At 45.7% G+C, this 25,268-nt stretch carries 22 protein-coding genes and 1 tRNA gene; 11 read left to right on the top strand and 12 right to left on the bottom strand.

Annotated features, from left to right (window positions below):
* Positions 1-34: 34 nt before the first annotated feature.
* Genes citF through citD form a run of 3 tightly spaced genes read right to left on the bottom strand, consistent with a single transcriptional unit; the run spans position 35 to position 2,772 of the window.
* Positions 35-1,582, bottom strand: coding sequence for a citrate lyase subunit alpha (gene citF / locus FC96_RS08565; protein ID WP_054661141.1), 1,548 nt, complete (start codon positions 1,580-1,582; stop codon positions 35-37).
* On the bottom strand, positions 1,579-2,478 hold the full coding sequence (locus tag FC96_RS08560; RefSeq protein ID WP_056942695.1) for an aldolase/citrate lyase family protein: 900 nt from the start codon (positions 2,476-2,478) through the stop codon (positions 1,579-1,581). Before FC96_RS08560 ends, citF begins: the two co-directional genes overlap by 4 nt.
* Positions 2,479-2,772 (bottom strand): citrate lyase acyl carrier protein, encoded by a 294-nt coding sequence (citD, locus tag FC96_RS08555; protein WP_054661140.1) that lies wholly within the window; start codon positions 2,770-2,772, stop codon positions 2,479-2,481.
* Between the two features lie 189 nt (positions 2,773-2,961).
* On the opposite strand from citD, the gene FC96_RS08550 reads away from it, so the two are divergent.
* Positions 2,962-3,828: a LysR family transcriptional regulator gene (locus FC96_RS08550; protein WP_056942694.1), complete on the top strand. Its 867-nt coding sequence runs from the start codon at positions 2,962-2,964 to the stop codon at positions 3,826-3,828.
* A 277-nt stretch (positions 3,829-4,105) separates the two neighbouring features.
* Here FC96_RS08550 and FC96_RS08545 read toward each other — a convergent pair whose 3' ends face one another.
* Together FC96_RS08545 and FC96_RS08540 are read right to left on the bottom strand one after the other, a co-directional pair.
* Complete coding sequence (locus tag FC96_RS08545; RefSeq protein WP_056942693.1) at positions 4,106-4,996, bottom strand: hypothetical protein; 891 nt, start codon at positions 4,994-4,996, stop codon at positions 4,106-4,108.
* A gap of 247 nt (positions 4,997-5,243) precedes the next feature.
* Positions 5,244-6,146, bottom strand: coding sequence for a hypothetical protein (locus FC96_RS08540; protein WP_056942692.1), 903 nt, complete (start codon positions 6,144-6,146; stop codon positions 5,244-5,246).
* Positions 6,147-7,289: 1,143 nt separating this feature from the next.
* Between FC96_RS08540 and FC96_RS08525 the strand changes: the two genes are divergently transcribed.
* Positions 7,290-8,084 carry a hypothetical protein gene (locus FC96_RS08525; protein WP_056942689.1) on the top strand — a complete coding sequence of 265 codons (795 nt, stop codon included), beginning with the start codon at positions 7,290-7,292 and terminating at the stop codon, positions 8,082-8,084.
* Positions 8,085-8,270: 186 nt separating this feature from the next.
* Here the strand turns inward: FC96_RS08525 and FC96_RS08520 are convergent, their stop codons facing one another.
* The 3 genes from FC96_RS08520 to FC96_RS08510 all read right to left on the bottom strand — a co-directional run bounded on the left by FC96_RS08520 (position 8,271) and on the right by FC96_RS08510 (position 9,314).
* Positions 8,271-8,570, bottom strand: a complete 300-nt coding sequence (locus FC96_RS08520) for a hypothetical protein (RefSeq protein ID WP_054661132.1) — start codon at positions 8,568-8,570, stop codon at positions 8,271-8,273.
* A 279-nt stretch (positions 8,571-8,849) separates the two neighbouring features.
* Positions 8,850-8,921, bottom strand: a tRNA-Arg gene (locus FC96_RS08515).
* Positions 8,922-8,987: 66 nt separating this feature from the next.
* Positions 8,988-9,314, bottom strand: a complete 327-nt coding sequence (locus FC96_RS08510; protein WP_054661131.1) for a hypothetical protein — start codon at positions 9,312-9,314, stop codon at positions 8,988-8,990.
* 151 nt (positions 9,315-9,465) lie between these two features.
* On the opposite strand from FC96_RS08510, the gene thrC reads away from it, so the two are divergent.
* From thrC to FC96_RS08495, 3 genes are all read left to right on the top strand, one after another.
* Positions 9,466-10,962 carry a threonine synthase gene (gene thrC, locus FC96_RS08505; protein WP_056942688.1) on the top strand — a complete coding sequence of 499 codons (1,497 nt, stop codon included), beginning with the start codon at positions 9,466-9,468 and terminating at the stop codon, positions 10,960-10,962.
* A gap of 77 nt (positions 10,963-11,039) precedes the next feature.
* The gene (locus FC96_RS08500) at positions 11,040-11,525 is read left to right on the top strand and encodes a MarR family winged helix-turn-helix transcriptional regulator (protein WP_054661130.1); all 486 of its coding nucleotides are present in this window, start codon (positions 11,040-11,042) and stop codon (positions 11,523-11,525) included.
* 156 nt (positions 11,526-11,681) lie between these two features.
* Positions 11,682-12,317 carry an NAD(P)H-hydrate epimerase gene (locus FC96_RS08495; protein ID WP_054661129.1) on the top strand — a complete coding sequence of 212 codons (636 nt, stop codon included), beginning with the start codon at positions 11,682-11,684 and terminating at the stop codon, positions 12,315-12,317.
* Between the two features lie 50 nt (positions 12,318-12,367).
* Here the strand turns inward: FC96_RS08495 and FC96_RS08490 are convergent, their stop codons facing one another.
* Entirely contained in the window at positions 12,368-13,708 is a 1,341-nt protein-coding gene (locus FC96_RS08490) for a M20 family metallopeptidase (RefSeq protein ID WP_054661128.1), read from the bottom strand.
* Positions 13,709-13,929: 221 nt separating this feature from the next.
* Complete coding sequence (locus FC96_RS08485; protein WP_420835111.1) at positions 13,930-15,450, bottom strand: YfcC family protein; 1,521 nt, start codon at positions 15,448-15,450, stop codon at positions 13,930-13,932.
* Positions 15,451-15,682: 232 nt separating this feature from the next.
* Between FC96_RS08485 and FC96_RS08480 the strand changes: the two genes are divergently transcribed.
* Both FC96_RS08480 and FC96_RS08475 read left to right on the top strand, forming a co-directional pair.
* Complete coding sequence (locus FC96_RS08480) at positions 15,683-16,243, top strand: M15 family metallopeptidase (RefSeq protein ID WP_056942686.1); 561 nt, start codon at positions 15,683-15,685, stop codon at positions 16,241-16,243.
* 12 nt (positions 16,244-16,255) lie between these two features.
* Positions 16,256-18,130 carry an FAD/NAD(P)-binding protein gene (locus FC96_RS08475; protein ID WP_056942685.1) on the top strand — a complete coding sequence of 625 codons (1,875 nt, stop codon included), beginning with the start codon at positions 16,256-16,258 and terminating at the stop codon, positions 18,128-18,130.
* A gap of 98 nt (positions 18,131-18,228) precedes the next feature.
* Here FC96_RS08475 and FC96_RS08470 read toward each other — a convergent pair whose 3' ends face one another.
* The gene (locus FC96_RS08470; protein WP_056942684.1) at positions 18,229-18,882 is read right to left on the bottom strand and encodes an LVIS_2131 family protein; all 654 of its coding nucleotides are present in this window, start codon (positions 18,880-18,882) and stop codon (positions 18,229-18,231) included.
* Positions 18,883-19,800: 918 nt separating this feature from the next.
* Here FC96_RS08470 and FC96_RS08465 point away from each other — a divergent pair.
* The 3 genes from FC96_RS08465 (at position 19,801) to FC96_RS08455 (ending at position 22,101) form a co-directional block, all read left to right on the top strand.
* Positions 19,801-20,691 (top strand): linear amide C-N hydrolase, encoded by an 891-nt coding sequence (locus FC96_RS08465; RefSeq protein ID WP_055679929.1) that lies wholly within the window; start codon positions 19,801-19,803, stop codon positions 20,689-20,691.
* Between the two features lie 317 nt (positions 20,692-21,008).
* Positions 21,009-21,437 carry a C40 family peptidase gene (locus FC96_RS08460; protein ID WP_420835112.1) on the top strand — a complete coding sequence of 143 codons (429 nt, stop codon included), beginning with the start codon at positions 21,009-21,011 and terminating at the stop codon, positions 21,435-21,437.
* Positions 21,438-21,768: 331 nt separating this feature from the next.
* Positions 21,769-22,101 carry an ATP cone domain-containing protein gene (locus FC96_RS08455; RefSeq protein WP_056942683.1) on the top strand — a complete coding sequence of 111 codons (333 nt, stop codon included), beginning with the start codon at positions 21,769-21,771 and terminating at the stop codon, positions 22,099-22,101.
* 123 nt (positions 22,102-22,224) lie between these two features.
* On the opposite strand, the gene spx is transcribed toward FC96_RS08455, so the two are convergent.
* Positions 22,225-22,620 carry a transcriptional regulator Spx gene (spx, locus tag FC96_RS08450; protein ID WP_055679927.1) on the bottom strand — a complete coding sequence of 132 codons (396 nt, stop codon included), beginning with the start codon at positions 22,618-22,620 and terminating at the stop codon, positions 22,225-22,227.
* 366 nt (positions 22,621-22,986) lie between these two features.
* Between spx and FC96_RS08445 the strand changes: the two genes are divergently transcribed.
* Positions 22,987-25,149 (top strand): cation:proton antiporter, encoded by a 2,163-nt coding sequence (locus tag FC96_RS08445; RefSeq protein WP_056942682.1) that lies wholly within the window; start codon positions 22,987-22,989, stop codon positions 25,147-25,149.
* Positions 25,150-25,268 lie beyond the last annotated feature (119 nt).

The following is a 25,268-nucleotide window of genomic DNA, read 5'->3' as shown; positions in this document are numbered from 1 at the left end:
CAAACGATGAGTAACCGTTTGGACGCTTTTTAGGTTAATTTAAACTCTTAGGCTTTCGAATAGTGTCAATAATCGTACCATCACGATATTCAACCAACGCGACTACCTGATCATCAAACTCAACGGGTGCCGGCTTTCCAGTATATTGATAAGCCAGATCACGAAGCTCTTCTATCGACTTTAACGCAATATTCGTCTGACGGAAGGCCTTGAGTAGGTCTTGGCGTTTCGGATTAACCGCGACCCCATAATCTGTCACAACAACGTCAATACTTTCACCCGGCGTCGTCACTGAGGTGACTTGATCTCGCACCGTTGGCATCCGACTGCGGATCAAAGGGGCAACAATAATTGAGACATCCGCCCCCGCCGCAGTATCTGGATGGCCACCGGGAGCGCCCCGCAATACCCCATTTGAGCCTTGAACGACGTTAACGTTAAAGTCTGTATCGATTTCTAGCGCGCCAAGAATCACAAAGTTCAACTGGTTAACAAATGCGCCTTTATTAAATGGATTAGCGTATTGTGAAGCTGAGATTTCGAAATGCCGCCCCTCATTAGCTGATGCAACTGCGGCTAGATCAAATGACTGATCATCAAGAACTGTCTTAATGTATCCTTCGTTGAATAGGTTGACGATTGGCTCAGTAACACCTCCCATTGCCCAACCACAAGTAATATGGTCTTGTTCCATGTACTGCTTCAGAAAGGTGGTTGTTGCTAATGAGGGACCGCCAGCCCCCGTCTGAAAACTAAACCCATCTTTGAAATACCCCGAATAATACATGCATTTGGCCACTTCTTTAGCCATGTCCAGTTCGCGTGTATCCGTGGTTAGACGCAGTGCACCGGTGGCAATTTTAGTCGGATCACCGATTGAGTCCACCTTGACAACGTAATCAACGTCGACCCCCTTAATACTTGCCGGAAAGTTCGGGACATCCACAATCGTATCAGTGATGACCACTACTTTATTTGCGTACTTAGCATCCCCATCGGCATACGCTAGAACCCCGGTATCAGATTGCCCCCCCTTACCACTGGCATTGCCAAAGGCGTCGCTTGTTGAGGCTCCAATAAATGCAACATCAATCTTAACCGTACCATCTTCAATCGCGCGAGCTCGACCACCGTGGGAACGGATAACGGCCGGATTTTTCAATTTCCCTTCTGAGACCACTTCACCAATCTCATCACGGATACCACTAGTGGAAATTCCCGTTACAGTACCGTCTTCAATACATGGTACAAGATAACTATGAGCTTTACCTAAACTCGACGCACAGACCGTCAAATCTTTAATTCCGAGCTGATGGATTTCCTTCATCACCATATTGACCACGTAATCGCCATCTCGTAAATGGTGGTGAAACGAAATAGTCATGCCATCCTTAAGACCAGACGCGATAATCGCCCCTCTAATCGAAGCTATCATCTTGTCACCAGTCGGTTTCACATATGCTGATACTTTTGGCGCGGCTTTAGGGTAGGTATAACCGTCACGGTAATAGATTCCTTGAAACGGCTCCACACCATTCTTTAAATACTCATCTGGAATATCACGACCAACGCTATTAATCATACTAGTTCCCCCTCGTAAATTCCGGCAGCCTTTGCAAGCTTCAACGTTCGTTCTGCACCTTCTACCCAGGCAATATCAACCATTTTACCGTCAACCGTCAAAACTCCAACACCATTGTCCTTGCTATCCTGAACGGCTTCCATAACGTGTTCAGCATGTTGAATTTCCTGTTCACTCGGATTAAAGATCTCATGAGTGATTCCAATCTGCTTGGGATTAATACATGACTTGCCATCAAATCCCATGTTCTTGATCAACCGGAGCTCTTCTTTAAATCCTTCCTCGTTATCAGTATCCGTATAGACCGTATCAAACGCCATAACACCGGCCGCACGGGCAGCAATCAACATCTGAGAACGAGCACCAAACAGCTCTGTCCCAGCAACAGTCCGCTTGGCATGCATGGTTCGTGTATAATCACCAGCGCTCAGCGCAATCCCCATCATCCGGTCGTCTGCTGTCGCAATTTCATATGCATTCATAATGCCCAGTGGGGACTCTAGCGCCGCCATTAACATTGTTTGACCAACCGTTCGCCCAAATTCTTTTTCGGCAGCTTCAATTTTTTGCGCCGCTGCCTTTACTTCAGCTGCAGTTTCTGTTTTGGGTAATCGGATTCCTTCTGCGCCACCCGCCACAGCAGCTCTGATATCCTCGTTGATTAGATCCGAATCCAATGCGTTGACTCGAACCCAGCGTTCAACACCTTGGTAATCTAACTGCTTCAGCGTCTGATATAATTGGATTCTAGCTGAGTCTTTTTCATTTTCTGCAACGGCATCTTCCAAGTCAAAAATGACACAGTCTGGGTGATAAACAAAGGCATCCTTCACCAAGGCCGCACGTTGCGTATTTAAGAAAATCATGGAACGCCTAATTCGCTGTTTGACTGCCATCTAAAGCACCTCCCACGGTAGATCCGATTTCTTACCAATGGCGCGATATACTGCTGTTTGAAGTCTGGCTTTAATCGTGCAGTCTAGCGCTCCTTTATCAATAATCTTAACCTCTCCGCCCTCAACATCCAGGTCCTTCAACGTTTCCTTAACAAGGGCGATGATGTGTTGGCCATACTGGTCATAAACACTACTATCCAAATCAATTTTTAGGTCACTTTGACTTGGTGAAATCATGACTTGTGCATCACTTGATTCCACTGTCCCAGCAACAGCTTGGGTCGTTATTTTCATCTTGTTACCCCCTACATAAATTTAATGACACCTAAATGGTAACTTGCGAACAAGCCGTCGTAAAAGGTAAAAAAAGCATTTTGAATATGCTCTAAAGGAATGGCAATGTTTTTTATCATCACTTATTAGAATCGCGGGGTTATACTAAGAGTATTAGCTGTCACGTCACTTTAATCAGGAAGGATTGCCATGGACGATAAGGACATTGAAATGTTGCTTGCTATTCAGCGCACCCAAAGCATTACTCACGCCGCCGAATTACTCTTTATCAATCAATCATCACTATCAAAACGACTGCAACAACTTGAACGGCAATTAAGCACTAAGTTAGTCATACGAACCAATCAGGGCATTCACTTTACGTCAGCTGGCCGATCCGCTTTAAAAACGGCCAAGCAAATTAAGCGGTTGAATAATGAATTAAAAGAAAGCCTATCTGTCGATGATTCCGAGTTTAGCGGTACCTTAAATCTCGGGTGCTCCATTGACTATGCCCAGTACGAATTGCCAGACTTATTGGTTGCTTTTCAAACTAAATATCCACAAATTCAGCTCAATATCACGATTGATTACAGCCGGTCAATCCTTCAAAAACTATTAACCGACGATTCCGTGAACGTGGGGATTATTCGTGGTGAGTTCAAAGGGCCCTTAAAGAAAGTCCCAATCGTAACAGAAGGAATTAATCTCATCTGTCAAACACCTGAAGACAGTCAGCGCTTATCAGATTTACCCTATATCCAGCGTAAAAGCGATGATCATTTCCAAGCTGAAATGACCGACTGGCTAATTCAACAACAGCTATCCATTTTGAATCACCAAACTATTTTGGTTAATAATCTCACCTCATGCGTTGAGTTTGTCCGTCGCGGGCTAGGTTGGGCAATTGTCCCCGAAATTGCGTTAAATCACTTTTCTGGCTATCGGGAACCACTAACCCTTCACAACCAGCCCTTCACCCGAACAACCTACCTGATGGCGCAGGCTAAGACCATGAAACAACCCGTCGTTAACGCTTTTTACGAGATATTAAAACAGCGGTACCTAAATATGTAATTGAGTGATTTTATGATTATCCAATGATGCTTTGAGCTCAATCTACTTAAAGACATAACAAAAAGCCGCCGATCTCTCAGCGACTTCTCTTACCAAACTTGACTCAATTTGGCTATGCGTCCTCAAGGACTTTTCATACCTTTACAAACTTTTTTTAAAAGAATTCTGGCTTTCTGCCGTTTATCGAATGCTGTAAATTGATATTAAATGCCATAAAGTACTGTAAACAAATTTGAGTATTGGATAAGACAAGTACAAGGAGTAGCCATTGAGGTTACTACTTTTTTGCGCAATTTTTAAAAAAATTCACAAGTTTATACCACCAAATGCCCAGTAATTCGGCTCGTTGAAACCTAATCTGTAATCCAACAAAGTCCTTCACCATTAAAACAATATCCGGTTCAAAAAGACTTGCATTTGCTGTATCCAGCCTTTTTATGTAATCCCGATGAAGGACACTGTTATCTGCAATTTGAGTTATCTTAAAGCCCCCCCAATACCGGTCTAATAACCTCCAAACCACCGAGTATGCCAAAATAGCCGAAACGTACCACATTGTGGCAAATACAATAATTCCGGCAAGGCTAAAACTAAGTTGCAACCAATCAAGTGTAAAAATCGAAATAACCAGTTCAATAATTCCAATCATAAATAGCAGTTTAAAAGTTGCCATATACTCAATGATAAAACGATAGCGATCTTGATTTACACTCAGTTGCCTTTGCATGTCACTCATTGGATCTGATTTTGAAAAAATAGTGACTATGCTGTCATTAACTATAGACTGGAAGTCAATCCTACTATCTAATCCCCCATTCTTTCGACTGGAATACAGGGTGTATATGTTTAAAAATCGCTTTGTAATTAATAGGTTAAAATATTTTGATGAAAAAGCTATCTGTGGGTCAATCAATTGGCTTGCTGCTCTGCTCAGATGTTCAAAAAGGAAAGCTAAAATTGTTAATGAGACAAACATTAAACTAATTACATCAGCCTGAATATCCCCATCTTTGAACATTTGTGTAACAAGATATGAGAATAAGTTTAAAAATCTACTGTCTAAACTTGGGACAAATAATATAACCAAATTCCAGAAAAACACGAAAATATTGACTAACTTGTGAAAAACCACGGATGTCTGCTCGTAAAGATTATCCAAATTCAACAATAATATCCCACCAATTCATGCCTACTTTAAATAAGAATACCAAAAAAGGCAGCAAAAAAGCTAGGGACTAACCTAAATCAACCATACTTATGTGTACAGTGCAACGAGTGAAAAGGTAAATGTCTCACCCCTCAGCTTAACAAGTATAATTCAAAATAGTCTGCTTGACAGTCCTCTTGATGATATACGCATCAGCTAATTTTTGCCAAGTAACTGCTAATTGTACTATAATCAGTTTTTTTAATACTCAGCTTTCCCCATGCCGTTTTCTGATACTTATCCACAAGTTAAGTGTATTTCTGACTGAACGTATTTTGTCCCATTTTTCTCCATAATCTAAAGGAAGTTTCAGCAACGGAAAAATATCCTCTTTGGAAATCTTTTCGTACTCTTTTGCGACTTTACTGCCTGTTTTAATCTTCCTGGGAATGTAGTTGAATGGGCGAACACCGTCAAAAAACATTTTTATTATTTGACCTGTTTCGGTTTGTCCATAAATAGTAATTTTCCTAATTTGCTTGACCGTTTGGACTTTTTTGATTGAGTTATCAAAATAGGCATTCCATAAATATGAGACAAATAAAATGGCTACCTGCTCACTGGACTCTCCCATTTCTGGTATTGCAAATTTATCTGAGTTTCTTTGTATCATTCGTCCTTGATATGTTCCATCTTGTTCAATTGCCTCAAAGGGCGAATAATCAATGATCACAATTGCGTCATAAAACCTATTTAGAGAAATGTTAGCAAAGCTAATACCAGCAATTTCTTTTTGTGAATCTCTCCAAATCCTTGTAAAACTCCGATAACGATTGATTCTATCTCTATCAGACTCACCTGGATACATTTGAATTATTTTTGGGCTAATCTCGTGCAAAGTAATAGTGCCTACAACAATTCGGACTTTGGGAAATTTAGATTGATTGTATTGAACCCTTTGCTCTCGAACCTCTTTAGTGACTTGAAAATAGACCCCAAACACACTTAGTATTGCCCCCAGATACCCTCCCCAAAAACCAAGCCAACCATCGTTAGAACCACCGAGTGTAACATTAAACTTTCCACTCATTAGATTCTGGATAATAAAAGGGACGGAAACAATCACAATCACAACTACTGGGATATATATATAATGCCAATTTCTTTTCATAAAAAAATATCCCCCAAGTATCGAAATAATTTAACTCAAGCATAACAAAACCCTAGTATTTCTACTAGGATTCATTAAAATACTTATTGTTTTAGTGTTTCTCGATACTTCGTTAGCCGATCGACAATTGCGATACGCCATTCATGGGAATTCTTAAACTTCATGTCGTATTTGTCAGCAAACATTTGGTCTCTAATGGGCGTATATTGGGAATTGATAATGTACTTTTGAGGAAGTAATTCCAATTCAACTGGCCTTAAGTAGCTCAGCAGGGACAGCATTTTGTTTTCTCATACTATTGTTGTCACCAAAGGATCTAACTGATGATTCTCCACTGACCACCAGTCCAGTTTGATCAATTGAACAATAAAACTGCATACTCAATCTGTGGCCTTATTTTCAAACGAAAAACTGTCTGAGCTAGCTCCAATAACTGAATTGAGTTTTTGGTACCACCATCCGAGGTAATTTCCATAGTTTTGTCAAAATTGAATCCTCAGCTAACAATTTGTTCACTCTACGCTATCCCAACAAACTCCGCCAGCTTAAACGTTTCATTTTGACCATATGGTCATCGCTCTGCCTCTTTTTCCCTACTAGATTGATTTTTTCCCGCCATCATCCGTCTGTAACGAATTTGATTCGGTAAATTTTGGAAAGAACAGCCCTTACGGGTAAATAAACATTTTAACGGATAAATCCAGGATTAGAGTGCGTTGTAGTTGATTTATTTAAAGTTTCTGTTTTTTTCCATTCCATCATACTTATTCTGCAATGGTTGGTTGATCTGCAAAGTTAACGGCATTAAGTTTATCAATATCACTACCCAGTGTAAGCGCGTTAAAAGACCTGTTTTTGTCTAATTTTATCAGCCTACATGGACGCATTCATACCCCTTCCGTTTTGAAAGGCCAAAAAAATGTCCCTAGTCCTCACTACCCCAATTTTGACACCGGCATTTTCCGACAATTTAGTAACGTGAAATCGTACGCAACTCTTCGAGAAACCAGCATCCGCAACTGATTGAAAGATATTACCTTGTTCAAGGTAATTATCGGTAAATTTTCGCTGTTTCATTGTCAATTTCATCTCATGTCTCCACACCTCCCTGATATAATGATAGGAAAAAAGGGGGTTACTATTTTGCATTTTATTCTTACTCACACGAAAACTTGCTTGCTTCTTATTTTTCTCGCATCTTTAACTATTGACGTCGCTTTCGGAGGCCTACTTCTTTATTCAATGTTCCAAAATCCTGAATTTTTAGGTAGCATCGGTACTTGGGTTATTGGCATTATTGGTGCTTTGTCTAGTTTATTCTATTTTTTAGTAGATCGTAGAAGAGATATCAAAGTTCTTTTTACTCTTACAGTTAGATCCAACACCATTTATTATAAGGCACAAGCATATAACGATAGTAAAATGGATAACTCTGTTATGCCTAGTTGTATTTTTGTCTCTGAAAAAGAACCAACGCTCGCTCTTATACGACAGTGCTATAAAGATGAAGAATTAATGCATAGCAAAGGAATTGGATGTTTCTCTTTTTCAGATTTGGATGGACCAAATACTCTGGAGTATCTACATCTTAAATCACATGGTGTCTCAAAAGAAATACTGATTGATTATGAAAATTTTGCAGTTAAAATCGGACAAACTTTCAATCATGAACTTAACAATTTCAATACCATTCGGCAATGTTACTTATCTGTTGTTTTTTCTGATATATCTGATGAACCATATATATTTCGTTTTCTTCCTAGTAATGATTTTATTCAGAAAATTAACGAAAGCATGCAGCATAACCCTACTTTACAAGCCAAGCCAAAAACTATAACGGTTCAAATTCCAGCATATCTAATTGATTTGACAGAGAAAGAAGACTCAAGCCTATCGACTACTATTACCAAAAGCCTAAAAAATTATTTTAAAATTTGAAGCATTAATATTTCTCGTATAACAAAGGTCTTAGCAATTGTGAAGCCTGCCTCCAGAGTGTTTAGTATGGATCTGTACTTGCAGACTTTCTCAACAACTGATGGCCGCCGTTCTTTGAACTGTTTGGAACCCATATTACATAGCATCGCCATATCTACCTTTGACAACCGAGTATGGTGTTTTACGTTAATACTGACGGTGAAACATTTCAAGTTCCGTTTTATCCAAGTAAGATAACCGGTAAAAATGCTGCGTCACTTGAGCTAACCCATAATCTTCTAACGTACTGAACTCAGTTTCAGCTAATACCAGATCCGTATCATGAAATATGTTGTTTGCCGTGGTTCCCAACCTCCCCCATTCTGTGTAGAGCGCACCATCCCATTTGAGTTTACCGGCTTCAAACTTCTCCCAAAATGCTTTATCTCTAACCACACCTTCTAATAATTCCAGTATATCGCTCGCTACATTATCAAAGTGCCCCATTGCGTCACCTCAAACAAACTTAACATGTTAGCCGCACCTTCACTAACATCACGAACTGGTTTCTAAGTGAAGCAGGCGCATCTCCTAAAAAAATTGAACTTCAACTTAGGGATTCAAACATAAACATCATCACTCATCGCTACAGCCATTTAAATCCAGAACACAAAAAGAAAATGGCCAAAAAGCGAACTCGTTTCGCCGAATTTTAGAGTAACTGCCATAAGAATGCTGTACGCAAAACAAAAAACGCTGCCGCAGCAACGTTTCAACAATCCTATATGCGCCCCCCGAGAGTCGAACTCGGATCATGAGGACCGAAATCTCATGTGCTATCCATTACACTAAGGGCGCTCTACCCTTTTATTTTAGGGCGTTTTGCCCGCTGATGCAACCAATGTGCGGGTTAATTTTGGGAAACTATCGGCCCTCGGCCGCTTTTCCCGCCTCGTCTTGCAGATAAAAGAACAGCGCATCCGCATTCAGCTTGAAGTCTGCCACAAAATCAGTGGTCATCGGCTTCACCACAGCGCCGTCTGCGCCCATGATATCAACGACTTTTAAGTTGTCACCATCCCACTTAGCAGAATCGTAGTGGCCCTCTTCGGCGGTATCGAGGTAGGCCTGGAAGGAATCTAAAACCGTTTCCTTAATGATGCTTTCAACCGTGACGTCTTCACCGTTTTCTTGCCGTTTTGAGACCACCACTTCGACCTCATTCATATTAACTGGTACATCAATTTCCATAACGCGACCCCTTTCGAAATGATTCATTCGTTTATTTTAGCATGCCCATAGATGATAAATCGCAATTCAACCTTAAAATATGTTGAAAATTAGGTTAGAATTAGGGTATTGTGAATTCAAAACTTAACGTCTTATGTTAAAGGAGGAGCTTATGACGCTCAACTATCGTAGCACGCGTGATCCACAAGCCGCAACTCTCACCGCTTCTCAAGCCATCTTGCAAGGACTCAGTCCTGACGGTGGGCTGTACGTCCCAACGGAAGCGCCCGTTCTCGACTTACCATTAGCCGACTTACCCGCCATGAGCTACCAAGAAGTAGCCTTTCGAGTATTAAAGGCCTTTTTAACCGACTTTACTGACGAAGAACTCCGCGACTGTATCGCCGCGGCTTATAATGGCACTTTTGACGATGCGGCCATCGCCCCTGTTAGCCACCACGGTAACGATTATTATCTCGAACTCTTTCACGGTCCAACCATTGCTTTCAAGGATTTGGCCCTTCAAATGTTGCCTCACTTGATGACCGTGGCCGCCAAAAAGAATCATTTTAGCAAAGAAACCGTCATTTTGACCGCCACCTCTGGCGATACTGGAAAGGCCGCCATGGCCGGCTTTGAAGATGTTGCCGGTACCAAAATTATCGTTTTTTATCCGAACAATGGCGTTAGCCCCATCCAGGAGCGGCAAATGATTACGCAAACTGGCGATAACACTTACGTGGTTGCCATCAACGGCAACTTTGATGAGGCTCAGACCAACGTTAAAGAAATTTTCAACGACAAGGCCTTTGCCGCCCAGCTTGCGGAAAACGGCTTCCAATTTAGTTCGGCCAACTCCATCAACATCGGCCGACTAGTTCCCCAAGTGGCGTACTACTTCAGCGCGTACGGTCAGTTAGTGGCGACCGGTCAGCTCCAGCTTGGTGACACTGTGAATTTCAGCGTTCCAACCGGTAACTTCGGGGACATTCTTGCTGGCTTTTACGCCAAGCAACTGGGCCTGCCCATTCACAAACTGATTTGTGCCTCAAATGACAACAATGTCTTAACCGACTTCTTTAACACCGGCGTTTACAACCGCAAGCGGCCGTTTAAGACCACGACGTCCCCGTCCATGGACATTCTCGTATCAAGCAACCTCGAACGCCTCTTATTCCACGCGCTAGGTGACTCAGCCAGCCAGACGGCGGAGAAAATGCACGCATTAGAAACGGCTGGCCAATACAGCGTTTCACCAGAAATATTAACCGGTCTCCAAACTGATTTCTGGGCGGGTTATGCAACAGCGGCGGCCGATAAACAAGCCATCAGCGACGTCTACCATCAGACAAACTTTGCCATCGATCCCCACACCGCAGTTGCCAAGGCGGCAGCTGATCAATATCGGACGGCTGAATCGGATAATCGGCCCATGGTCATTGTCTCAACGGCTAGCCCGTACAAGTTCCCCAACGCGGTATTAGCCGCCATCGAAGACACGCCTGTGACCGCCGACGGATTAGCAGCGGTCACTCAGCTCCATGACCTGGTTGGCGTTCCACTACCGCCCGCCATCAAGCGCCTTTTTGACGCAGAGGTGCGCCACCACCAGACCGTCCCACCAGATGACATGCAACATGCAATTCGTGAAATTTTACACATTATTTAAGTTATATTTCTGGCAAATCAGCCTCTAAAGACATATACTTTAATTGTCAAACAATTTTAACTTAGAGGTGACGGGTAATGGCTTCAGGTTCCAATGATTACTTAACGCTTTCTACCTACACCGCCATTTTGCATCGTCAATTACAACGGGACATGAATCAGTTGCTGATCAAAGATAAGCTACCCGTCAACATCACCGAGATGTATCTCATGGTGTTGATTTTAGAAAGTCAGCCAATCAGCCAGCGCCGCGCCGCTACTACCCTCGCCGTTGATGAAGGCTTAATGACGCGGATGGTGAAGCATTTAAAAGAAATAAAACTGATTAACAAAATTAGTTCTTACAAGGATAAGCGCGTGAAAGAATTAACGCTAACAAAGGACGGCGAAAAATTACTTGAGTCGGCCTTAAGCAAGTTCGACCGGTGGTGGGAAGATTTTACACCAGATTTAGCAGGTCACGACATTAACGATTTGGGTCGTGAGCTCTTTGAAATTTCTAAAATCGTCTTAGCGCAACGGCACAACATGCCGCTGAATAACTCCCGCGTTGAAGAGTCTTAACAGCGTCACGCCACTCATCGTAATCGATGGGTGGTTTTTTTGCGTTCTCACTTGCATTTCACCCCCAAAAGTTCGACCATGTAGGTGATGATTTAATCTAACGGGTGGCTTGGCGGTACCAGATTTTCACCGGCCACCAAAAGGAGCGTGATTCACATGACAGAATCAATCTCAGTTGCGACGGCTCGGGAAGCCGACGCCCGGACAATTAACGAAATCGGGATTCCATCACTGGTCTTGATGGAGCGAGCCGCCCTGGGTTCCACGGCCCGGTTACTCAATGGTGACTTTGACTTAACGAAGGTCCTCATCGTTGCCGGGACTGGCAACAACGGTGGTGACGGACTGGTCGTTGCCCGGTTACTTCACGTTCGCGGCATTGACGTGACCGTCATGATGACGGGCGACCCAAAGAAAGCCTCGCCAGAAACTGCGCAACAACTTAAAATTTTAGCTTACTACGGCATCACCATGCAGCCGACCACCACTGACATAGCCGACTATACCACCATCGTTGACGCTATCTTCGGTGTGGGTTTAGACCGGCCTGTCGCGGGTCGATATGCGGATTGGATTAACGCCATTAACGCATCGGCAGCCAAAGTACTCGCTATCGACGTCCCATCAGGCTTAAACGCCGATACCGGCCAACCACAAGGCGCCACTGTAAAAGCCGCAGTGACGTCCACAATGGCCTACCCTAAAATCGGGTTCAATCAGTCAACCGCCCAGCCTTACACGGGGAAGGTTGTTGTTGAAGATATCGGTGTCTATCTTGCTAACAACTCGTGACCATCAAAAAAAGGAAATCTAGTTGGATTTCCTTTTTTGGTTGCTGTAACTTATTTGCCCGCAATACGGTAAATCGCCTCAGCGTATATCTGCATCGCTTTGGCCATCGCATCAATCGGCCACTGCTCGTTTACTTGATGCATGTAATCTGGTGTATCTGGCAGCATGGCCCCAAAGGCCACACAGTTGTGCATCGTTCGAGCAAAGGTCGCGCCGCCTGAAACCTGCGGCGCTGTGTCATCACCCGTCAGATCCTGATAGACACTCATTAGCGTCTGAACGAGGTCGCTGTCCATAGGCACGTAAGACGGCGCCAAATAATCGAAGTGTTCGTACTTCAGGTCGTAGTCGGCCACCCGGTCACTTAACTTTTGAATCAACGCATCATGATCGACCGTCACCGGAATCCGCATATCAATCTGCATCCGCGTTTCCTTTTCGTTAATCACCAAGCTTGAGATGTTAAACGTCAGATGACCGGACGCATCGTCTTCCACGTCGCCCAGTACGTTCGTCCCCGTAGCGTCTTCCTTGAATAGCTTCCCGATAAAGTCCAACGGCTTGGTAGGCACTAATTGATCCAGGGCCATCGCCAACCGCAAAACGGCGTTGGTTCCCTCTGGCGCCAGCATCGCATGAACGGCTTTCCCGGTCACAACAATGCCACCGTTATCAAAGTCTCCTTCGTAGTCAAACCCAAGGGCATCCAAGGCATCGACAACTTCGTCAACTAACGGACCGCTATACGGCGCTTTCGCGGGAACCGCGTTGAACGGGTTTTCCAAATCCAATGATAATTTGTCCGTTCCGGGCCCTACCAAGTAGGCCTGTTGCAGCCCTTTTTCAGCATAGGTCACTGGGAACTCTGCATCTGGCGCAATTCCGTGGGTGATGGGGTCTTCCTTTTCATTATAGACCGCAATGCCACGCCACAGATTTTCCTCATCCGTCCCGAAGATAAAGCGGATGCGTTCTTTAAACGTTACGCCGGCATCCATCAACGCTTTAACGGCATACAGTGCAGCGATGGAGGGCCCTTTATCATCTTGAGTGCCCCGCCCGTGAATGACACCATCTTCAATGGTTGCCTTGTACGGGTCTGTTGCCCAGTCATTGGGGTCGCCGGCCGGAACCACGTCAACGTGACCAATAATCCCGAAAATATCATCACCAGAACCGACTTCGGCATACCCATAGTTGCCATCGGGATCCGTGTAAGTTTTGAATCCCAAGTTGTCGCAAATCGTCATCATTTCGTCTAACGCATCCCGCACGCCTTGACCAAATGGGGCACCCGGCGCTGCCTCTGCCAAATACGAGGGATGACTCACCATTTTCGCTAGCGCAGTTAATGCGTCTTGTTGATGTTGCTCTGTAATAAAGTCTTTCATGGTTTGTGCTCCTTTTTGTGTGTTCTCAAGGCAAACCGCCTTGTTCCGCACTTCTTTTTAACGTGTTCCCCAAGGCAAACCGCCTTGCTCCGCACTTCTTCTTTAACGTGCTCCTCAAGACTGATTGCTACTAGCTAACCGAAAAACTCATAAAATCCAAACTCAGGATTTTTGAGTTCCCCGCTTAGCCTCCGCAATCAACCCGTCTTGTTCCGCACTTCTTAGAATAATGCCAACACTCCCAAGAACACCGCCGTTACGATGAACAGGTAGATCATAAGCTTTGCAATCCACTTCCACCAAACGCTGATGTTCACGTGGGCGATGGCTAAAGCCCCCATTACGACACCAGAAGTTGGGGTAATCAGGTTCACCCAACCAGAGGCTGCTTGGTAAGCCGTAATAACGACTGAACCGTCAACACCGGCAAACTTGCCCATTGGGCCAATAATTCCCATGGTAGCTGAAGCAAGCCCGGACGTCGATGGAATCAAGAATGACATTGGAATATAGAAAATGTAGGTAATGACGATGAAGACACTTTCGGAGAGGCCCTTCAGTCCCATTTCACCCCAGTGGAGCACCGTGTCTGTGATCAACCCATCGTTCATAATCACTTGAATTCCACGAGCCACGGCCACGATAATCGCAACACTCATGAATTCTGACATTCCTTTAATGAAGGCGTCAATATAGTCATTTTCCTTCATGTGGTACACAAACATAATCACAATCGACATGAATAAGAATAACATCGTGATTTCGCCGAAGTACCAGTCACCCATTGGTACCATGTCGCTACCCAGCAGGTTACCGAGGACAGGGATGCTTGTCAGCCACTTCGTTGTGCTTTCAAAGAAGGTCCATTTACTACTAATCGACTGCCACGGCACGAGACCCATGATCATCATGAGGAACGTTAGGCCAAATAGCCAAATAACCGCTTTTTGGCGGCCCGTCATCTTAACGTCGGCCGCCCCTGCAGGTACTGAGAAACGTTGCAGGTCTTCAGTTCGTTGGCTATACACCAGTGAACGACTTGGGTCTTTTTCAATCTTTGAAGCATACCGGTACACGTACCAGATACTAATCGCTAGCGTCAAAACCCACAGAATCAATCGTGGGAACAGGCCGACCCCCATTGAGAGGTTCAGTGTCTGAGACGCCACCCCAGTCGCAAACGGATTAACTGTTGATGCTAGACACCCAACTTGGGACCCAACCAATACAATGGCTACCGCAACCAGAGAATCAAATCCAACACCGATCATAACAGGAATTAACAATGGATAAAACGCGATCGTTTCTTCGGCCATTCCGTAAGTGGTGCCCCCCAAAGCGAAGAGGGTCATCAATACCGGAATCAAGGCTTTTTCCTTCCCCTTAAACCGTTTCACAACGGCACCAATGCCATCGTCCAAGGCTCGGGTTCGGTTAACAACGCCCAAGAAACCACCGATCACCAGGATAAATAGCGAGATAGAAATGGCGCCTTCCGTTGCGTCATTTCCAACCATCCCGTATACCGGGGCCATCATAACATCCCAGATTCCTTGTGGGTTAGCCGTTACAGACTTATAAGTGTGAGCGATAATGTTGCCCGCCTTATCCGTCGCGTATTGGCCAGCTGGGATAACCCAAGTTAAAATAGCCACTAACACAATGATGAAAAATAAGATCGTAAACGCTGAAGGCATTTTAAAACGCCGTTTCGAAGTTGCTTTTGTCTTTGGTGCTTCCATAGTTCTCATCTCCTTGTCTTCCTGAACTATCTTTATTTTAGCGCTCACAAGTTAACAAATTGTGAAGATTTTGAGACTTTTTTATGCAATCTTTCATCTACGTCTTATATCCCCCATTGATTTTAAATTCAAAAGCCTTGTCTTTTCCTTTTTAGCCCGCTTTTCGTTATACTTGTTGAGGATCCACTCAACTAATAACCATGACGCGTTAACCTGATAGGAGGCAACCGGAATGCCAGAAAAAGACCCAGACTTCATGAACGTATTAGCCGTTGACCCAAATATCATCGTTGACCTAAAGTACGCCACAACCGATAATTTCACGCATCAGATGATCTATGATTTCACCACCGCAGTCGCACGAACTGGGACTGTAAAGAAACTGGGAATCGCCAGTCGATTACTCTACGACCAAGGCTACCGGCTCAAAATCTGGGATGCTTTCCGGCCCGTAACAGCTCAGGCCAAGCTATTCAGCGTTGTCTCAGACCCGATGTGGGTGGCCGAGCCCAACCCGAATTACTCCCACCAAAAGGGTGTAACCTTCGATCTCACCCTGACCGACTTAGATGGCCATGAGGTGGAGATGCAATCGGCTTTTGACGATTTCACCGGTAAGGCAAAACGGTCAGCGCCACGAACCGCAATTCAAGAAGCTAATTATCAACGCTTGGATCAGGCAATGACACAGGCTGGCTTCATGGGTTACGAAAACGAATGGTGGGACTACCGGGACACTGACATGGACACCTATGGTCCAAAGCAAACTGATCCAAATCTATATCAATTGTAAAGAAGGCAAAGCATGGACATCACAATTATTGGCGCTGGTCCCCGGGGGCTTATGACCCTCGGCCGGCTCATCGCCTGGCAAACCCAACAAACAAACGAACCGCTCGCCGTCACCGTTGTTGACGCTTATCCCATCGGCGGCCACGTCTGGCGAACCGATCAACCAAACGAATTAATCATGAACACCCCCGCCCAACAGATTACCCTATACGCGGACGATTCCGTCAAAATGGCCGGTGAAAATACCGTGACCGGACCCAATCTATCCGAGTGGAGCGACCGGGCCGAGACAGCGGCTTATATCCGGCAGCAACACTATCCCCAAGAAGCCTTTTTCTTGGCGCAAACGGCCGCTCTTCAACCGAACGACTACGCCCCGCGGAACTTGTATGGCGTCTACATGCAGTGGGTGTTTGATGATATGATGCACCAACTACCAGCCAACATGACCGTATCCTTTATCCAAGCAACGGTCGACAACGTGACCCCCAAGAATCCAGGCTACACCGTGACTACCAGCGAGCAGAGTTGGACAGCTGACCAAGTGGCTCTAACTATCGGTCACTATGTGATGCGGCCCACGGAAGAAGAACAAAAATTCAGCGCAACTGCGGCCGCTAACGGGGGATTTTACCTACCGCCAATCCTGCCTGGCGACACTGATTTAAGCGCAGTAGCTGCTTACCAACCCGTCTTAATGCGCGGCGTGGGACTCAGCTTTTATGATTACGTTTCAATGTTAACTGAAGGCCGTGGCGGCGTCTTTAACCGTCAAGCTGATGGTCACTTAACTTACGAACCATCTGGTCAAGAACCACACATCATTGCGGGATCTCGGCGCGGCTTTCCCTACTATCCTAAAGGTTATAACCAAAAAGCATACGGCGAACAAATTAGTCCCGTCTTCTTAACGCCTGAACGAATGACCAAAATGGCTGAAGAATCTGGGCTTAGTGGTGCCGATTTTTATGCGTTGCTCAAACGTGACGCTGAGTTAACTTACTATTCTCGATTAATTGAGATTAAGTATCCCGACCTCAGCGTCGCCGACTTTGCTAGCCAGTTCTCGACGGCAGCCGACCCAGATGCCGTCATCGAAGCCCAGGGCTTCGATCCAGCTGACCGATTAGACTGGAAAACGCTCGTGTCACCGCTGGAAGATCTCAACCTTGATAATCTGCAAACCGCTATTCAAACTCGGGTCACCGCCATGGTTGAAGATGCAAAACTCGGAACGAAGACGGGGCCGTTAACCAGTGCGCTTGAAGTCTTTCGAGATCTGCGAGACCAAGTCCGGTTTGCTGTTGAGCACAACCTGTTCAAACAAGATGATTATCTGAACTTCTTACTCCGTTGGTACACGCCAATGCAAGACTTCATCTCCGTGGGACCGCCCCTCATTCGGCTTGAGCAGTTACTCGCCTTGATGGCGGCCGGTATCGTTGAATTTATGAAACCGGAGATGCAGGTATCAGTCGTGGATGGCCAGTTTGTCGCTCGAGCAAAGGATGACGACCACACTTACACCGCTCGGGTCTTGATTGAGGCCCGAACGCCTGGCATCAACGCCACTAACAACGCTGATCCCGTGGTTGAGTCATTGCTGGCTTCCGGCGTGGCAACACCCCACCAGCGGCAGTTAACGGATGGTACCCAGTACTTTACGCACGCCATTAACCTTGATCCGAAAACCGACCAGTTGATCGACCATAGCGGCAACATCGTGACTGGGCTGTACCTCTTTGGAATCCCAACGGAAGGACTCCATTGGATGACGACGGCTAGCCCCCGTCCTGGTGTCAACGACGGTAACCTCATTACCGCCGATCGAATTGCGCAACAAATGATCACGGGTCAACATGACTTTGATAATCACTTACTGCAATAAGTCCTTAAAACCATCTTAGACTGTTAACGAAGACAAAAAACGAGTCAGTTTGAAAAATTCAAACTGACTCGTTTTTAGTTCGCCAAATGTGGCGTCGTTTACTGGTTATCTGCGTGCAGTGGTGCGTGCGTCATAAAGGAGTGATCCGGAATCCGAATTAACGTAAAGCGGTTCGCCAATCGGCCAGCGTGTAACCCAATACCGTTTAAGAAATTCTTCTTATACGTTGTTTCGATTACCCCGACCCAGGCTTTTTGATGCGTCCGATCCATCGCCTTTAGCTTAGCGGTATTCCATTTATAAGCCGAAGCATCAACGTTAACTGGGTTCTTGCCATCTGAAACGGTGGCCGCATTACTGGTTACCTGATACTTCTCACCCGCCGTATAGTACGTAAAATACTGAATTGGCGTCCGGCCAGTTCCCGTCTTAACCCGAACGTAAAAGGATTGATTCCGCGTATTTTTACCCGTTTCAAGTACCAGTGGCTCATACTTGTAAGCCACTGTCACTCGACTTTGTTTTAACGCGCTGACGTCCTGAAAAAATGTTGCATAACCCATGCCCCAAAGTCCCAGTAGAAAAATAACTAGCTCAACCACTGATATCATCACGTTCCGACTTGAATAGGACTTCTTTTCGGTCACTAAAAGTCGTAACCGTCGAACCCGCATGTCGTGCACCATCCACACCAAGTAGACGAGCAGAAGGAGCCATAACCCCATGCCAACCAAATTCCAAGCCGATTTCATCGCTATTCCCCTTTTTACATGTCTTAATTGCTTACCTATAAGATTAAAGGAACCCCGGTCTAAAAACAAGTCTTTCGCTGGATTAGATGAGGCGGTATAGTGAAGGAAAGAGTGTGGAACAAGGCGGTTAAACCGCAGAATGTAAGGGGGACAGGTAGAAACTCTGGACTTTGAGTTTTTGCCTGTTTCCCTTACATGGCCGCGGTTTGCCTTGTGGAGCACGTTTAGAGTGTGGAACAGCGCGGTTAACTCCCGGAGTATAAGGGCGATAGCCGGAAGCTCCTGGGCCTGGAGGTTTTGGCTATCGTGCTTATACAGGAGGGAGTTGCGCTGTGGAACACGTTTAGAGTGTGCAAGGACACGGGTTGACCGCAGAGCGTAAGGCAGAAGACCGGAGAATCCTGGGCTTGGATTCTTTGGGCTTTTGGCTTACGCAGTAGCGGTCAGTGTCCTGGAGCACGTTTAGAGTGTGGAACAGCGCGGTTAACTCCCGGAGTATAAGGGCGATAGCCGGAAGCTCCTGGGCCTGGAGGTTTTGGCTATCGTGCTTATACAGGAGGGAGTTGCGCTGTGGAACACGTTTAGAGTGTGCAAGGACACGGGTTGACCGCAGAGCGTAAGGCAGAAGACCGGAGAATCCTGGGCTTGGATTCTTTGGGCTTTTGGCTTACGCAGTAGCGGTCAGTGTCCTGGAACACGTTTAGAGTGTGGAACAGCGCGGTTAACTCCCGGAGTATAAGGGCGATAGCCGGAAGCTCCTGGGCCTGGAGGTTTTGGCTATCGTGCTTATACAGGAGGGAGTTGCGCTGTGGAGCACGTTTAGAGTGTAGCCGGACACGGGTTCCCAGAACCGCTCAATCCCGTTGTGTCCACCCCAATAGTTGGCCAATTGTAGACGTTAATAATGGAGGCGCTATTATGTGTACAAGTTTAACCCTAACCGCTAACGATCAAACCGTTCTGTTAGCTCGAACGATGGATTTTCCTAATGTCGACCCGTGGGTCCCACGGTCCTTTGCTGCGCAAACGACCTGGCAGCCGGTGTACGGCGACGCACAAGTCACCCAGACCCGCATCGTTGGCGCTAGCCGCCACCTTAACGGCCATGACCTATTAGGAGACGGATTGAACGCCGACGGCCTGGCCTGTGCCGAATTGTATCTGCCCCACGCCGTTCACTACTATCACACACCCCAAACGGGCCGCATCAACTTAACGCCACAAGACTTCATCATGTGGGTGTTGAGTGGCCACAAAACCGTGGCGGAAGTCGTCGCAGAGCTCCCGAACGTCGCTTTAGTAGCCAGCGTTTGGTTCGCCGAAAATAAGGTCTATCCGTTTCATTGGCTAATAGCTGATCAAACTGGCGCTAGTGTCGTGATTGAACCAACGACTCTCACCCTTCGCGCCAGCCCAAATTCGGTCGGCGTTTTAACCAATACGCCGGTCCTAGCTAATCATGAAAAGCGGCTGTTAGCCTTCCTTAACGTTCCCGAATTAGCTAATCTTGGTCCGGCTGCCACCGAATGGGTTCAGCAGGGGCGTGAATTGCCAACCGGGCCGGTCCCCACCAACCGATTTATCCGAACGGCCATCAACCGTTGGGGGCATCCAACGCCCATAACCGCTGAAGGCGCCATTTCGGCAGCCTTTGACTACCTTAATCAGGTGGTGATTCCCAAACAGCCGGGCCGCCAACCTCGAAATCACAATTTTACCCATTACCGATGCGTCATAGATCTGACTCATTTAACCTACTTTCACATCCCAACTGCCACAAACAAGCTGTCAAAAACCGTTATTTCATAGAAATAGCGGTTTTTTGGACAATCTTTTCGCCCATATTAGGGGGTTTGTTACATTGCTGCAATAATCAGCCGAAGCCTGCCATGCCGGGCTTAAAAACCGTTTACTTGTCAAATATTAAGGAGAAAGTTACAGCGACGGGGGATTTCATTAACTGAATAGATAAATCCCTGAAACATCTTTGTAACCTAGGCTTGGTACACTGTTCCTCGTTAAGTTATTTAAATTAAAAAATTGATTCACTAAAAAAATTACTGTTTTGAGGGGAATATACAATCATTATGAAGAAGTTTGTTTTGAAAGTCGTTTTAACCGTTGCTATGATGTTTGGCGTTTCAGTTGCTGTGAATACCGTTACCCATGCTGACACTGCTCACGCAGCAAGCTACAGTAGTGTTTACAAAGTTGCTAAGCAACAATTAGGCAAGCCATATGGCTGGGGTGCAGTTGGCCCTTACTCATTTGACTGCTCAGGTTTTACTAGCTACGTTTACAAAAAGGGCGCTTCAAAAGCGATTCCTCGTACCGCCCAAGCCCAATTCAACAAGTACAAGCACGTCTCAACTAAAAACATCCAAAAGGGTGACCTCGTCTTCTTCGGCGGTAACGCTGCTAGCATCAGCCACGTTGGGATGTACATTGGTAAGGGTAAAATGATTGATTCTCAAAACCGCGGTGTGATTACTGAAGCCGTTATGGCGCCATGGTGGAACTACGTTGGTGCTGCTCACGTTACTGACTTAGATTAATCTTAAATTCATAATGATTGAACCAGCCAGGGTTGGCTGGTTTTTTTCTACCCAAATTTAAGGTAGCCACGGAAATTTTACGCCGTCGCGAATACTCGATTTTAGAGCTTGGTGCTCAGCCCGTCGGTTTACTGACTTACTCATAACCTACCCAGCCGCCTTGGACGCCAGTTTAGTCTGTTTCTCCGCTTATTGACATAACGTAGCGTTAGGTTCATTTCGACCACCACCCACAATATATTGTAACTTTAATATGATATCACCCATATATTGTTGATTTTATCAAACAAGCGTTCTATAATTAAGGTATCGAATAAAAGGAGTCCTGACCGTGAATAAGCGCAATCCCCTACAATCCCACATTCAAGTTACGGTTCGTTATGTTGAAAAACGAAACGGTAAGAAAGCCAACTTCGACGCACGTAAGATTTTAAGTAGTTTAAACCATCTGACGCACGATGATCGGCTCATTCGCCGAACCAATGCGTTAGTCCTAGCTCAGATTGCCAGCTATACACAGATCGACACTCAGACGATTCGCGACTTGATCATCAAGACCCTTAACCAACTGGACCACCCTGAATTAGCTAAGCGATATGACGAATATCGGCCGTCTCAGCCAAGTAAGAGTAGTTTCCAGCAACTGTCCTTCTTCAATCTGTAGAAGCGGCGAACTAACCTAATAATGCCATCAACCGTTGCCTTAGTGACAACGGTTTTTTTGCGCACAAGAAAAGGTCGACGTCACCGCCGACCTTTAAAACCCAATTTGTAAATGTCAGATTTCTTAACTCAATTGTGATTCCAAGTTACGCAATTCCGCAACTCGCACATCACGAGGTAAGAACCGACGAATTTCTTCTTCATTGTATCCAACTTCCAACCGCTTATCATCAAAGATGATTGGGCGCTTAATCAAATCCGGATATCGAACAACTAAATCAACCAATGAACTAATAGATAAATCATCCAAGTCGATATCAAGTTGCTTAAAAATATTTGAGCGAGTGGAAATAATATCTTCGCTCCCATTTTCAGTCAGCCGCAGGATCTGTTTAATTTCGTCTGCATTCAGTGGATTTGATTTAATATTCCGCTCTTTAAAAGGAATTTCGTGGTCCTTTAACCAAGCGCGTGCCTTACGGCTTGAAGCGCTACTTGGTGCAATGTATAAGTTGATCATATCGAGCACTTCCTCCTCAAAAGTTGTCTGGTGACAACCAAATACCAAATAAAAACATCAACCACATTCACGAGCAGTCCCCAACACCACTCCTTGAACACTTATATAATAACATAGCTTCCCAATAAATCAACCCACTCTTTATATTTTTTTCGTTGTGAAATGCAAAAACGCTTGACTTCTCATACAATTGATATAGCTTGCTATATCAAGTAATGGCGTGATTCTTGACTTGTGAAGTTTTATAATTTCTGGTAAAACAGTTTACCTATGGCCGCTCCCGCTTGACCAACCGTTAATTCAGCCCCACATTCACGACGACTTGCGGTACAATTTGAGTTAAGAAATTTTGGGGAGGGACTCTGTTTGTCTGTTTTTGTTATGGTCATTTTACTGGTCACGGCGGCCGTCGCCGCTAATATTGTTTACGACCTATTTCCAAGAGTACCACTAGCGTTTTACCAAATTGCAGCTGGGTTAATTCTGTCGTTAGTTCCTTCATTTAGCGACTTTCATCTCGAACCTGAGCTGTTTATGTTACTCATCATCGCACCGCTTATGTTTAACGACGGTCAGACTGTCAACATTGGTAGTCTGCGGCGCAATCTCCGGTCCACCCTGTCATTAGCCGTCCTTCTGGCAGTCGTCACCGTTGTCGTCGGGGGCCTTTTCGCTCACGCAATCTGGTCGGCAATTCCCCTAGCACTTGCCTTTGCGTTAGCTGCTATCGTGACGCCAACTGACGCCGTTGCGGTCAAGTCCATTACCGCCGATTTAGAGGTCCCTGAAAACGCCATGAACGCATTGGAAAGCGAATCACTGTTTAACGACGCCTCCGGATTAGTGGCCTTGAGCCTAGCCCTCGCCGCCTTTACAACCGGTGAGTTTTCCGTTGGCCACAGCCTTTTACAATTCATCATCGTGTTCTTTGGCGGCATTATTCTTGGCCTCATTTTAGGAATGCTGGTCGTGCTACTGCGGCAAGCCTTTCAAAAAAAGGCGATGAACGCCGTTGCAGTTGACCTTCCAATCAATGTGATGACGCCGTTTTTAGTGTACATGGTTGCCGAAGAGTTAGGGTTATCCGGCATCTTGGCTGTAGTGGCTGCTGGCCTTGTCCACGGGATGCAGATGCGTCGGCTCCAGCTCACTTCAACGCAGACCCAAGTGGTCACTCGCAGCACCTGGACCATCCTAACTAGCCTCCTAAACGGCTTTGTTTTCGTCTTACTGGGCACTGTCATGCCACAGGTTTGGCAAAATCTCACGAGTAGCGACACGTCTCACATGCCCCAACTCATCGTGATTTCGATTGGCCTCTACGCACTCATGACGCTTCTTCGCTACCTTTGGCCAGCCTTCAACCTGGTTAACCTCCGCTCTGAGTCAACTCACGCCAACCGGGACCGGCTCATTTTAGCTATCAGCGGCGTTCACGGAACCATTACCCTGGCAATGGCCTTTTCGTTACCGCTAACGCTAAGCGGGCACCCCTTTCCGTTCCGGAACTCTCTTATTTTCATTTCTGGTACCGTGATCCTGTTAAGTTTAATCATTCCCACCCTACTATTACCGCTATTAATCGATAAAAAACAAGCGTCTTTTAGCCAATCTGAGCTGGATGATGCAATTACCCAAATGGTCAATTTTGCGGTGGATCAGTTAAAATCAGCAACTGACGACCACGCGATATTGGCCCCCGTGATTGAAACTTTGAACAGTCAACGCGGGCACCACCAAGTCTCCGATGAAAAGCAAGTCCACCAGTTACTAGAGCAAACGGGCGAAGTTGAAAGCGCCGCAATCGGCGATATGATCGAAAAGGGCGAGGTTGACGCCACCGTCGGATGGAAGTACAATCGAATGCAAATCTTCCAGTTGCAATTTGCCTTTCTCAGCCCGTTTGCCCGCATTAAAATGTGGGGCCGGCTCTTAACCCTGAGACTGTTTCCAAAGCACGCCCAAAAAACGTTCCGGAAGCACTATCGGCAGCAGGCCAAAACATTTTCCAAAGAAAACCAACGCCGCTTTTTGACGGGGCCATCTGGCGCCCTACCCGCACGGTCATCGGAAAATCGGCCGTTACCCGCAGTCGTTCAAGAAGCAATGGCCCAGATTCCAGCAAATATTCGGCAGGACCCGCAAAAATGGTCCCGGGCTCAGCGTCGTAGCGTCCGTCAACAACTACGTGGCTCTGACTTTATGGCTGCCAAGCAGCAGCTCATGGCACAGATGGAGGACCGCGGCTTCCAAGCCGTGATGACCTACTTAAATCAAGTCGAAACCGCCGCCAACCAGACGGAAGTTGAGGTTGTTCGCCATTATTACACCGTTCGTCATAGTCGGTTCAACCGCAACGAAGCGACAAACGATAAAGAAGACCAACTCTTCATCCAGGCCTTTCAGTATGAATACGCCTTCGTTCAGCGCGCTGCTAACGAACAAAAATTATCTGATGCGCTTGTCAACGAGCTCCATTCAAAAATATCAATGGATCAACTTGTGTACATGCAAAGCGCAAATAGTTGATATACCGGGGGTTGTTATCTTTTCACAAACTCTGTTACAGAGATGTTACGTTAGCTTCACACTTTCTTCACAGTTTGGTTTTATATTAATAACCGTAGCTTAGTAGTTATCAATTAACA

It is taken from the genome of Secundilactobacillus kimchicus JCM 15530, from assembly GCF_001433995.1.
Taxonomy (GTDB): domain Bacteria; phylum Bacillota; class Bacilli; order Lactobacillales; family Lactobacillaceae; genus Secundilactobacillus; species Secundilactobacillus kimchicus.
Note: the sequence above shows the minus strand (reverse complement) of the source record. Positions and strands in the feature narration are given on the sequence as shown.